The 12,067-nt window shown below is 65.3% G+C and carries 9 protein-coding genes; 4 read left to right on the top strand and 5 right to left on the bottom strand.

The window, feature by feature from the left end; all coding sequences use genetic code 11:
- Positions 1–13: 13 nt before the first annotated feature.
- From ACOYYX_RS10700 to ACOYYX_RS10685, 4 genes are all read right to left on the bottom strand, one after another.
- Positions 14–1,390, bottom strand: a complete 1,377-nt coding sequence (locus tag ACOYYX_RS10700) for a PQQ-binding-like beta-propeller repeat protein (protein WP_422929914.1) — start codon at positions 1,388–1,390, stop codon at positions 14–16.
- A gap of 252 nt (positions 1,391–1,642) precedes the next feature.
- On the bottom strand, positions 1,643–2,794 hold the full coding sequence (locus ACOYYX_RS10695) for a hypothetical protein (protein WP_422929913.1): 1,152 nt from the start codon (positions 2,792–2,794) through the stop codon (positions 1,643–1,645).
- Positions 2,795–2,908: 114 nt separating this feature from the next.
- The gene (gene rimI, locus ACOYYX_RS10690) at positions 2,909–3,439 is read right to left on the bottom strand and encodes a ribosomal protein S18-alanine N-acetyltransferase (RefSeq protein ID WP_422929912.1); all 531 of its coding nucleotides are present in this window, start codon (positions 3,437–3,439) and stop codon (positions 2,909–2,911) included.
- 628 nt (positions 3,440–4,067) lie between these two features.
- Positions 4,068–5,015: a DUF1571 domain-containing protein gene (locus ACOYYX_RS10685; protein WP_422929911.1), complete on the bottom strand. Its 948-nt coding sequence runs from the start codon at positions 5,013–5,015 to the stop codon at positions 4,068–4,070.
- A 546-nt stretch (positions 5,016–5,561) separates the two neighbouring features.
- Between ACOYYX_RS10685 and ACOYYX_RS10680 the strand changes: the two genes are divergently transcribed.
- The 3 genes from ACOYYX_RS10680 (at position 5,562) to csrA (ending at position 7,950) form a co-directional block, all read left to right on the top strand.
- Positions 5,562–6,242, top strand: a complete 681-nt coding sequence (locus ACOYYX_RS10680; RefSeq protein ID WP_422929910.1) for an MBL fold metallo-hydrolase — start codon at positions 5,562–5,564, stop codon at positions 6,240–6,242.
- Positions 6,239–6,946, top strand: coding sequence for a metallophosphoesterase (locus tag ACOYYX_RS10675; protein WP_422929909.1), 708 nt, complete (start codon positions 6,239–6,241; stop codon positions 6,944–6,946). Before ACOYYX_RS10680 ends, ACOYYX_RS10675 begins: the two co-directional genes overlap by 4 nt.
- An 812-nt stretch (positions 6,947–7,758) precedes the next feature.
- Positions 7,759–7,950 (top strand): carbon storage regulator CsrA, encoded by a 192-nt coding sequence (gene csrA / locus ACOYYX_RS10670; protein ID WP_422929908.1) that lies wholly within the window; start codon positions 7,759–7,761, stop codon positions 7,948–7,950.
- A gap of 30 nt (positions 7,951–7,980) precedes the next feature.
- Here csrA and ACOYYX_RS10665 read toward each other — a convergent pair whose 3' ends face one another.
- Positions 7,981–8,880, bottom strand: coding sequence for a sugar phosphate isomerase/epimerase family protein (locus ACOYYX_RS10665; protein WP_422929907.1), 900 nt, complete (start codon positions 8,878–8,880; stop codon positions 7,981–7,983).
- Between the two features lie 328 nt (positions 8,881–9,208).
- Between ACOYYX_RS10665 and ACOYYX_RS10660 the strand changes: the two genes are divergently transcribed.
- Positions 9,209–11,956, top strand: coding sequence for a glycoside hydrolase family 15 protein (locus ACOYYX_RS10660; protein ID WP_422929906.1), 2,748 nt, complete (start codon positions 9,209–9,211; stop codon positions 11,954–11,956).
- The last annotated feature ends 111 nt before the right edge of the window (positions 11,957–12,067 follow it).

The raw sequence follows: 12,067 nt of genomic DNA, 5'->3' as shown, positions 1-12,067 counted from the left end.
AGATCCTCTTCACTTACTTGGGCTCTTCGTTTTCCATCGCGGGCTGCTCGAGGGGCTTGGCCTCATCCGCTTCCTTCGGCGCCACCTCCTCGTCGGTGATCGGCTGGTCGACCGTCGGCGGGATCGGGGGCGTCTGGGTGTCGGGCAGGCCTTCGGGCGGGATGTAGCCGAAGGGCTTCTCCTTCGGGTCGCGGTGGAGGTGCGGCGTCGACTGGCCGATCTCCCTGAGCCCGATGACCAGCCCCGACTTCGTGCCGAGATAGAGCCGGTCATTCCGCTCATTGACGACCGCGAGTTCGTACGGGCGGAGGTTGAGGCCGGCCCGCTGGTAGGTGGCCCGGGGCTCGGCGATCGTCTTGCCCGTCGTCCGGTCCACGATGAAGAGGTCATCGTCGTGCGTCTCGAGGTACACCTTGCCGGCGCTGACGGAGAGGAGCCGGCCGCCGTGCGTCGAGACCGACCAAAGCGTCTTGCCGCCGTGGATGTCGATCGCCATCAGCATCCCGCCGGAGTTGACTACGAAAACCTCATCGCCGGAGACGAGCGGCTGCTGCACGATCGAAGAGCCTGTCGGCGACGTCCAGTTCACGGTGCCGGTGAACAGGTCGACCGAGTAGACGTTGCGGTCCTGAGACGGGATGATCATCGTCCGGGTGCCGAAGGAACCCATCGACGCGGTGATCTGGCCGCCTGATGCGAACCGGTAGAGGAGCGTGTTGGCTTCGGTCAGGGCGACGTAGAGCTTGCCGTCGTGGGCACCGAAGGCGACGAGCTTGCCGGCGAGGAGCGGGCGAGAGGTGAACGAGCCGTTCGTCTGCCAGTTCCAGACGGGGATGGCGCGGGTCGCCAGCTTCGTCTTGCCGTCCTCATCGCGGATGATCTTGCCTTCATGGTCGTGCTCGCGAAGGTCGAACCCCTTGACGAGCCCCGTGTTCAGGCCCACAACGACGTAGTCTTCGTCGCAGGCGACCGGGCTGGTCGGCAGGCTCCCGAGATTCGCGGTCCAGACCGTGCGGCCGGTCCCACGATCCAACGCATAAAGATAGTTGGAGTTCGTGAGGAAGACGAGCTTGGAGTTGGCGTCGGCCGGATAGATGTCGCCGGTGCGGATGCCGAGGTTCGTGCCCCAGAGCATGCGCCCGGTCTCGGAGTCGTAGGCGTAGAAGTTGGCGTAGTCGGTCTGGGCGAACACCATGGTGTCCGCCATGCTGATCTCGGTGAGACGCTCCGTGCCCGTCAACGGCACGGCCGTCATCCACTGCCGCTCCAAGCCCAACCGGCCCAGGGCCGAGCGCGTCGGGACCAGGTCCCGAGGGAATGGCATTTGAGCCTGTGCGGTGGCACTCAGGAAGGCCACCACGACCCATCCCAGTATCGTTTGGCGGGACATCGGCCCGCTCCTTTCCGCTTCGGTTGCGAAAGCTTGATGTTGGTCTTCGTGGAAAGAAGTCCTCAATCAATCCCTATCCGACGACTGGCGTCACGTCAAGTTGGGCAGGTGAGGAACTCTCGGGAAATCCAAGAAATCTTCCGACGAGGGAAATTTCGGGAAATGTCTCTGTCGAAGTTGCCGGTTATCTCGAGGCATCCTCTGGACGACCCGACCGGCCTTCCGGAATAAGACTCAGAGGCTTCCCGAACCTCAGATTTCGCCGAATGGGAACTCGCGGTAGGTCTCGGATTCCTCCTCCTCCTCGACGGGCTCGATGTTGATCTCGGGCTCGACGTAGGCGGCACCCAGGCATTTGGGGCAGGCGTCGGCGAGCCCCTTGTAAGGCTCGCCGCAGCGGGCGCAGAGGCCGGCGCTTCGCCTCAGGGTCGGCAGCGCCGCGCGGAGGCTTGCGCCTTCCGATGTGGTGTCGAATCGCTCCGCGACCTTGGCGGCGATCGTCGCCACGTCCGGGCCGACCGTCCCGGAGCGGAGGCGCTTCTGGATCACGACCATGAACCAGCGGACGAGGTCCTTGTCCCAGGCGTCCTTCGCCTCGTGGTCGAGGAGGCCGGCGATCTCGTCGTGGAGCTCGAAGACTCGATCGGAGTCGTTCACCCCGCGAGCGGCGGCGACCTTCGCCCGGATCGACTCGACGATCGAGCCTTTCGCCTGCTCCAACTCGGCCGAGAGGGAGGCGACCCGAGGATCGTCGGGGGCCTCGGACGCAAAGGCCTGGAGCCGGCTCGACGCCTCCTGCCAGTGCCCTTCCCTGATCGCCCGGCGGACTTCCTCGTCTAGCTCGACCTGGGGAGTCGGCGGGCTTGGCTGGGTCCGGGGCCCGGCTTGTGTCATCGGAGCCGGCGGGGGCGCGAAGGCAGGCCGCTGCTCGGCGATCCTCGCGAGAATCTCGAGCAAGCGTTCTTCGCGAAGCACGCTATTCTCAACCCGTCGCGACCTGCGAGTCATGAGCCATGAGGTCAGGGTCAGCAGCGGGTCGATCAGCGCGGCCAGGCCGCCGAAGACGAGGCCGTAGGCGAGCACCTCGCAGAGTGCCGCGAGGATCAGCAGGAGGTCGGATCTCTGTGCGAGCTGGGTAAGGGCCTTACCCAGGCCGATGAGCAGGCCGAGGGCGATGAGGCCCCGCTTGAATGCCGGGGAGGCCCGTTCGGGCAATCCGACGTGGGGGGCGCGGAGGTCGGTTGGCGGGGCTTGCAATTCGGTGTCGACGAGGTCGGTCATGGTCGCCCGGGAAGGGTGAGGGATCGTGTTGCTGGCGCTCCTGACCTCCCCATTATCGTCGCCGGGGATGGCCGAGGCCAGTTGGCTCGGCGATCGCGGGTCTTCGATAGCCAGTGGTAACAAGCGAGCGGACCGCGTCGGCAGGCTGGTTGGCCTGCCGACGCGGTCCGCTCATGGCTCGCTGGCTCGTCCGGAAGGTTCGATCCCTGGCCTGACTCGATCCGACCTCAGGCTCGATCAGCTCTCGAGCTGCTTGGCGATCCGGTTGGCGGGCGCCGGGCTCTCGATGAGCGACTCGTCCAGCAGGTACTGCATGACGTAGGCGTCTTCGCCGGTGTCCTGGTAGTGCTCGCGGACGACTTCCATCGCCCGGAACCCCTGGATGCGGAAGAAGAGCTGCGCCGACAGGTTCGTCTCGCGGACGCTCAGCACGATGCGGGTCCGGCGATGATTCGAGAGCTTCCCGATGAGCTTGGCCACCATCTGCTGGCCGACGGCCTGGCGGCGGAACTCCGGATGGGTCGCGAAGTCGAGGACGTGGAGCCGGTTCTTGTGGAGTTCATAGATCATGAACCCGACGACCCGCTCGCCGTACTCGGCGACCATGCCGATGCAATTGCGCTGGCGGAGCACCCGGAGGAATTCCTCTTCACACCAGGGATACTCGAAGCTGGCGTGCTCGATGGCCAGGACTTCGGGCATGTCGCGGCGAATCATCCAGCGTATATGGACGCGGACCTGAGCCTTGGCGGTCGGGACCGTGCTCATCGAGCCTCCTTCCATGGATCGGACGGACGGAGACCATCCCTCATCTTGAGGGCGGTCGGCAAAATCAGACCCGCATCGACATCGGCGCGAATCGCCAGGCTGGAAGTGACGCCTCGGCCGTGGGGGGTGTTGATCCCCGGGAATCCAGGGATTTAAACTGACGTCCCCGAGGCGAGGCGGATTCTAGCGAAGGCCCTACGACCTGCCAAGGCCGCTTCCAGGCCCATTCCCCTGGCGAATCCGCACCTTGAATTCGCGAGCCGACCGGGGTCGACTCGCGGCCTGGTTGGGGGAACGACCCAGTCTCCGTTTCCCTCCAGCCGAGTCTATCTATCGGCCGGCCCGATCGAGTCACGTGAGGATTGTGCGGATTAATCTCGCTCTGTCCCGCAAACCTTCCTGAGGCCTCGGTGAACACATAAGCATTTCGTGAGAAACGCGAACTCGGGTCGAGGTTTTCGGCGTTTTCGGCATAACCGGAATTACATTGGTTGGCCCGAATCGGCAAGCTGATGCGCGTGCGAGCCGCGCGCAGACGGCGCGCGGGAACGAGGTTGACGCCGGGATGAAGCCGGCCTCAACCTCGTTCCATGTTGGTCGAGCGATATCGGGCCTTCGACGTCCGGGTTCAGAACCGGCCGAAGGAGTACTGGGGGCTGGCCGGGTCGAAGTCGGTGTCGCGCAGGCCTACATTCACGCGTACGTTCATGTAGGTGTATTCCTCGATCAGTTCGGGGGCGTGGCCGGCGTGCCGGGGCCAGTCGTAGGCCTCGAAGCGGATGGGCAGGCCGGTCTCGTGGCTGATGAAGAGCTTCACCTTGTGGAAGAGGAACTCGGGGCGCTTCTCGGGGTGGACCGACTCGATCATCCGGCAGGCGTGGTCGCCGACGTGCATGTTCGGGTGGAACGCGACGGCCGAGTCCTCGGGCTTCAGCTCGGCATTCCAGCGGTGCGAGACGGTCTCGATGAGCTGGCCGATGCCGGCCTCGGTGATCGGGTGGCGGTTCTCGCCCATGGCCATCGTCCCCTTGGGGTCGAGGTGCATGGTGCCGGCGAAGAACTTACCGAGGCCCACGTCGTGGCAGACGATCTTGCCCTTGTGCTTGCCCGTCACGAAGATCGCCTCGCGCCCTTTATTGGGGGTGACGAACTTGAAGTAGATGCTCGAGGGCTTCGTCCTCGACTTCATCGACATCACGTGCGGGTGATGGAGCTTGCCATCGATCCGCTCCCTCTTATAGAAGGTGCAGGTGTAGTCGTTGATCTCGGCATAACGCGACTTGCATTCGGCGATCGTCTGGAGCGCCAGGGCGATGGCCTCGGGGGACGAGTCCAACTCCGTGCTCGTCGGATGGAAGGTCGCGACGGCCTTCGGCAGGCTCGAGGGCGAGTTACGCCCGAGCGTGGTGGCGACCCGGTCGGCCGACTCGTCGCCTTTCCGCTTCGAGGTCTCCGAGGCGGCTTCCTTGCTGTCGGTCCCGGCGCGACGCAGGCCGGTGTCGAGGGTCCCCTCGATGTCGGGCGAGGGGATCGAAGCTTCCCGGAGCGAGACGGTGAGGGCCCCGGAACCGCCCACGCTTCCGGCCCCCCCGGGCGTCGAGTATGATGACGACTTCGAGCTCGAAGGAGACGTCGGCTCGCCCCCCCTGCCGGCGGGCGCCGCCGCGATCCCCACCGCTCCTATCACCGCGCAAGCAACCAGCCCCCGGACGATCCATCGCCGGTCCGGATCGAAACCGACAACCCGTGACCTCAAATCGATGTTCATACTCTATCCTTCGTACCGGCCAGTCGACCGGCGGATGGCGGGTGTGAATCTCAGTCTTTCCGCTGGAGATGGTGCCGAAGGAGCGAAGCCCGGTCGCGTAATCGCGCGCAGAAGACATCGCGGGCCGGTTGCGGCGGAGTTGCTTCCTTCAAAGGGAAACTCTACCCTGCAATTCCGGGGCCACGGGAAAAGTACGAGGAACTCGAAGAAGTCGATTCAAGAGGTTCCGATATTGACGATTGCTCGTGCGGGCGACGAGGCTCGTCGAGAAAATGATGTTGTTATTATTGCAATTGCGGCCGCGAAATTACAACCAGGGGCGAATGAAATCGGCCCGGCCTCATGGAGTGTGTCATGAATAGTCAAGAGATCGAGATCGTGGCGATCGAGTCGGACCCGTTCGGCGAGATGTCCTACGTCGTCTGGCTCAAGGGGCGTTCGGACGCATTCGTGATCGACCCCGGGTTCGACGCCCAATCGATCCTCCAGACGTTACAATCCAACGGACTGCGCCTGGCCGCGATCCTCAATACCCACGGCCACGTCGACCACATCGCGGGCAACGGCGCGATGAAGGCCGAGTTCCCCGAGGCTCCGCTGGTCATCGGCAGGAATGAGGCCCACCTCCTCACCGACCCCCAGGCCAATCTCAGCGGCCTCTATGGCTTCCCGATCGTCAGCCCCGAGGCCGACCGCCTGCTCGACGAGGGGGAGCGGGTCGAGTTCGCCGGGATCGAGATGGAGGTCCGGGAGATCCCCGGCCATAGCCCCGGCTCGATCGTCCTCGTCTGCGATCGGTTCGAGCCCGTGATCGTCTTCGGCGGTGACGTCCTCTTCCTGGGCTCGGTCGGCCGGACGGACCTGGGCGGCAATGCCCCCCTGCTTTTCTCCGGAATCCGGTCCAAGCTCTTCAACCTGCCCGGCGATACGCGCGTCCTGCCGGGGCACGGCCCGGAGACGACTGTTGCCGCCGAGCGTCGCTCGAACCCGTTCGTCGGCGACCAGGCCGGGCTCCATGGCATAGGTCGGTCATGAACGTTTGGTCGATCTCGGATCTCCACCTCTCCTTCGCTCGCCCCGACCGGAGAGAACGCTACGCAGAGCGCTGGCGCGACCACGCTAACAAGCTCGAGCGCGAGTGGCGGGCCGTCGTGCGTGCGGATGACCTCGTCCTCCTCCCCGGCGACGTCTCGATGGCCAGGAACCATCGCGACCTCCAACCCGACCTGGATTGGCTCCACAGCCTCCCCGGCACCAAGGTCCTCTCGGCGGGCAATCACGACCACTGGTGGAACGGCGTCGAGAACGTCCAGCGCATCCTGCGCAAGTCGATCCTGGCGGTCGGAGGCAATGCCGTCAAAGTCAACAACATCATCGTCTGCGGGGCGATGGGCACGGCCGTCCTCGCCGAAGAGCCCGAGGCCCAGCAGCGCGAAGTCGAGGATCGCGAGCTCGCGGCCCTCGACGCGTCCCTGGCCGAAGGGGCCACTTTGAGAGTGGGAAGTGAACCTCTCATCGTCCTCTGGCACTACCCTCCGTTCGACGCCCACCGACGTCCCGGCCCCTGCGTCTCCCGGTTCCAGGCCTCCCGGGTCTCGATCTGCCTCTACGGCCACCTGCACATCCAGGCGCAGTGGTCGCTCGCCACGCAGGGGATGGTCCAGGGCACGCGTTACTACTGCGTCGCCGCCGACGCCCTCGGTTTCCGGCCCCTCCGGATCCCCCTCTCCGTCAGATGACGACACGCATTTGACTCCTGTCAGATGCGCTCTGACTTCCCGGTGCCGGAGCCTTGACACCTGTCCGGAGATCAAAACGGGAGTCCGAATTTCATCGGGATCAAAGACTTACGACCGGCGCCTTTGCGCACAATGTGTTCGGCGTCGCGGAATCATCGGGTTGGTTGCGTTTGGAGTACAAATTCGCGGGTTGGCGAGGCACAAACCTCGGTCGGAACAAAGCCGGGAGAATGTCGGTTGTAAACCGGGCTACCCGCGGCACGAATCGTTGGCGGCGAAAAGATCGACAAATGAAAGTCTGATCGAATCCCGCATCAGGCGGGGTTGCCGTGGCGGATTGACCGTGGATTGTCACGGGGCGAGGGCTGCGAATTCGCTTGATTCTCGGCGTGAAAGGAAGTTGAAGGGATTCCCTGGAGATTGGCGCCGGCAAGGCCGACAAGCTCGGACTTACGCCATCGACTGGTCGGGTCGCGGCAACTTTGCGACAGGCCGTGGGGGTGAGAGATTGACAATCGGGGCTCTCAACCCTTGGTCGTCACCAAGCGTGTGGCAACTCAGCCTCCCATTTTTACAATAGCGGACGAAGAACTGGCGGCAATGTTGACAAGTGCTCGAGGGGTAACACCCAATCCGTTTGCAGTCGAATGAGGATCTAACTTTAAATTTGGGGATTGGTTAGGGAATATTCTTCCTGTTGCCACTTCCCTTTGGCACTCGATGTGCTTTATAAATAGTGCAGAACCTTGAGCCAACCTGTAACGGTGGCGGAGATTCGACAACGGGGTAATCACCAAGAGAGGGAGTTGACCATGCTGGTTTTGAGCAGGAAGCTAGGCGAAAAGATCGTCATCGGTGATAACATCGTCGTGACGGTTGTCAAAATTGACCGCAACCAGATCCGGATCGGGATCGAAGCTCCTCACGAAGTTCCCGTCTACCGTGAAGAGATCTCCCCGAACCGTTCCCTCAAGGCGACCGAAGACGTGCCGGTTCTCCGTTGAACCGGCAGTCGTCTCGCCTCGGTGGTTAGGTTAGGTCAGTCTCGACGGGCTCGGCCAGACCGAGCGTAGAGCCCCCGCGACGTTGCGGGCCACGGTTTCGTCATCGAGTCCTTGCAGCATTCGACATCCCGCTAAGGGTTCGGCCGTGACCGGCCCTTTGTATCCCTGCGCCCACAGACGCTGGAGGTGGCCCTTGCAGTCCACCACACCACGATGTCCGGGCAGGGCCCGATCTCCGTCCGTGATCGCCGTGCGATCGTCAGGCGCATCGCGATCCAGGTCCGAGACGTGCGTCCAGACTACGCGCTCAATCCCCCATGCGAGCCCGGCCTCGGCCGGCTCTCCCGCCGCATAGAGGTGGTACGAGTCGAAGAGGATCCCGAGGTTGTTGGCCTCGTCCCAGATCGCCGGCAGGCGACGGTCGAGGTCGGCCATGCAGGCGACGAAGGGGACGCCCGTACCCTTGCGGAACCTCTCGACCCCGATCACCTCGAGCCCTAGCATGACCCCGTAGGGCTCGAGCACGCGTGCCATCTTCCCGAGCCGGTCCACGTGCCAGGCCGCGACGGAGGCGAGATAAGCTGGTAACTTCGCTTCCGATTCCGGCCGAGAGGGGGTCTCGGGGAGGACCCACGTCCCCGTCCTCAACAGGCCGAGCTCGGCCGCGGCCTCGGCGTATCTGGGCAGGCGCCCGAGGTCGGCCTCGAAGCGTTGGGGATCGTCCTTCCAGTCGACCGGCAGGGGGAAGGCGCCCCCGAGCAGTCCCAGGTCGTCCATGCGCGAGCGGATTTCCCTGGGGTCCTCATTGCGTTCCAGCAGGTCGCGCACGAGCAGGTCGACCCCCTCGAAACCGGCGAGGCTGGCGAGCTCGAGCGTCCTTTCGGTCGACATATTGAGGCCGAGGGCCCTCGCGTTGAAACTCGTATACATGAAGGATGAGGCTCGATGGGACGGGTTGGGTGAGGGTCGTCCGGGCGATTGCCTCGAATCGCGGGCGATTCCGCGCGGGAATCTTGGACACGCGTCGAATTGTCGGGCAATCTAGACTCCGGACACGCGCCTTGTAGGGCTTCCTATCATTCTTCGGGCAAACGGCTCGGGCAATGGTACAAAGCGGGTCGTCATGTGAACACGGGCCTTGGCGCGGTCCAGGCAAGCCTTCACAATCGAACGCCCGGGTCGTATCACGGCCCGCTGCATTCTCGGCGGGACGTTCGGGCCTGGGCGGGCGCGACGCGGGCGCGGGGCGATATGAGATATGGTGTCGACCTGGATCGAGGCGGCGGCGAAGGGGCGGCATGGCGGACCGGTGCGCGCCGGGGTTTGGTCGGCCGTGGTGGTCGGCACCCATCCCATCGAGGCCGACCAGATCGTCTGGCTCGAAGTGTCGGCGGACGACGTCCCGCTCGGCCCTTTGCCGGCGTTCTGGATCGAGAATAAGGGCGTCAATAGCCTCTGGCACGTCCCGATCCCACCTCAGCCCGTCGGGGTCCGGCTCCATTACCGATCGGCCGTGCGCTGCCGGAACTCCGAGGTGGCGTCTAGCCCGCCCCAGGACACGATCGTCCGGCCGAATCTCCCCGACCGCAGCGAAACATCCGAGATCGTGGGGATCAGCCCCGAGGGCCTCGTCGGCAACCGCCAGATGACGGCCAGGGTGGACTCACGAGGGTCGACCTACGACATCTACTTCCCGACCGTGGGCTTGCACTCCGACGTCAGGCCGGCCGAGGGGGACCGCCCCCAGAGCCGATCGCATTTCCGGGCGATCGTGGGAGGCCTGGCGGTCGGGAGAAGGCTCGACTGGTTCACCGAGCGATTGAGCTGGGAGCCCTTCCAGCATTACCTCGGCGCGACGAACCTGCTGATGACCGAGCTCTCGTGGCGAGGGGGGCCGATCCGGGTCCTCATTACCGACTTCATCGCCATGGGGAGTAGCCTCCCGAGGACGGCCGGCGGGACCGAGTCTCCCGGGCAGTACATCAAGCGTTTCCGGATCAAGAATGAGGGGTCCGAGGCACGCAGGGCCCTGCTCGGGGTCTACATCCACGCCGAGGTGAACGGCGGGATCGGCGAGCCCGGCCTGAGCTGGCAGGATGGCGATCGGACCCTCCTGGCGACGAACCGGGGCCACGCCCACGCCAACCGCAAGCTTGCTCGCGATGCCACGGTCGAATTCGCCGTCGCGCTCGACGACCGCGGTGAGGTCCATTGCGAGCCGACGGGGCCCAACGAGGCGATCCTCCTGCGCTGGCTCGACCTCTCCGCCGGCGAGACCGTGACGGTCGACCTGCTCGTGAGCGGGGCCTTCACGGGCTGGCGCGGCGATCCCGGTACCTTCGAGCATTGGCTTCGCCCCGCCCTCGCCTGGTTCCGCTCGGCCGACCTCGACCAGGTCGAGCAGTCCACCGGCCAGGAGTGGGATTCGTTCGTCGAGCCGCTGCCGAGCCTCCACTTCGCCAAGCCCACGTATGCGGTCAGCCTCCGACGCTCGGCCCTGGCTACCGCGGTTCACGCCGACGCGCAGTGGGGGGCCATCGCCTCAGGCTTCGACCGCGGCCTGAGCGCCTATTGCTGGCCGCGTGACGCGATCTGGGTCGCCGGGACGATGGACCGTCTCGGGCACACGTCCTCGGGCCGGGGCGTCTTCCAGTGGCTCTCGCGCGTCCGAGGCCTGAATCGCCCTTATTCGTACTGGTTCCAGAAGTACACGATCGACGGCGGCCCCGAGTGGGAGACCCCCGCCGTCGACCAGACGGCCATGATCCCCTGGGGGATCGAACGCCACTATCGCCGCACCGCCGACCGCGAGTTCGTCGCCTCCGTCTGGCCGATGATCGAGCAGGCCGCGCTTGTTTGTAGCGGGGAGTCGGGGCACCCGGGCCTGCGTTGGGTCGATGAACTGAAGCTGATCTCATCGGCCGGCCTCTGGGATCAACACTACGGGGCCTTCCTCTATTCCAACGCCTGCGTGGTCGCCGGACTGAGGGCCGCGGCCCGGCTCGCCGAGTTGCTCGAGCATACCGGGCCGGCGGCCCGCTGGCGGGAACTCGCCGACGAGATCTGGAACGTGGGGATCCTCGGCACCGGCACGGCCCCGGGGAGCGACGGCCCCGGCCTCGTCGACATCGAGACCGGCCGCTTCCTCGACGCCCGCCGGCTCTCGACCGTCAGGAGTCTCTGGACCGACCGGCCCGAGATGCTCCTCAACCGCTCGAGGGCCCTCGACATCAGCCAGCTCGGCCTGGTCGTCCCGTTCGGCCTGCTGCCGGCATCGGATCCCCGCCTGATCCGGACGGCCGAGGCCATCCTGCGGCACAACGCGGTCAGCGGCGACCCGAACATGCTCTCGCGATGGTCGACGGATCCGAAGAGTCCGGACCAGAGCGTCGCCCCGAGCGAGTCGCACAGCCACGACATCTCGAGCCTCGCCACCCTCTGGATGGCTCGCTACCTGCTCGATCTGGGACGCGAGACGGGCCAGGTCCGGCACTGGAACCGCGCCGTGGCCATGCTCGACGGCATCCTGGCCAGGCTTCTCCCGCTCGGCCTGCTCCTGCGTTCGTCCCTGCGAGTGTCCGACGGGCCCAAGCACAGCGGCGGTGCCGCCGCCGGGGTCTGGGGCCTGCACGCCATGCTCGCCGACACGATGCTCGAGTTCGCCGGCCTCGACTACGACGCGGTCGACCGTCGATTGATGCTCAAGCCGGCCCTCCCCAGCTCCTGGCCGCATATCGGCCTGAGCCAGACCTTCGCCTGCGGCGAGGTGACATACCGGCTGGAGCGCCCGATCGGTGGCGCCGTGCACCACCTCAGCATCAACGCCAGGCTCCAGGAGCCGGTCATGCTCGAGGTCGTCCTGAGCTGCCCGGGCCTCACCGAGCTCGGCCCCTGGCAATCCGTCCCGGAAATCCCCGCCCCCCCCTACGACCGTCGCAGTTGCCGGCTCGCCTGGAACGTCGAGCTCCCCGCGGGCGAATCGTCCTGGACCTGGCAGTGGGGTTGATGCCGGATGACCTCTTCAAGAGTCATCCCGGCGCATCTTGTCGATTGCAGACGTGAACACGACTGGTTCGAACCAAGAAGACTACGCCTTGTCGCACTCCTTTGCGGGAGG

The organism is Singulisphaera chitinilytica (genome assembly GCF_049331405.1).
Classification (GTDB): Bacteria; Planctomycetota; Planctomycetia; order Isosphaerales; family Isosphaeraceae; genus PoT.
This window is presented reverse-complemented; position numbering and strand designations above follow the sequence as displayed.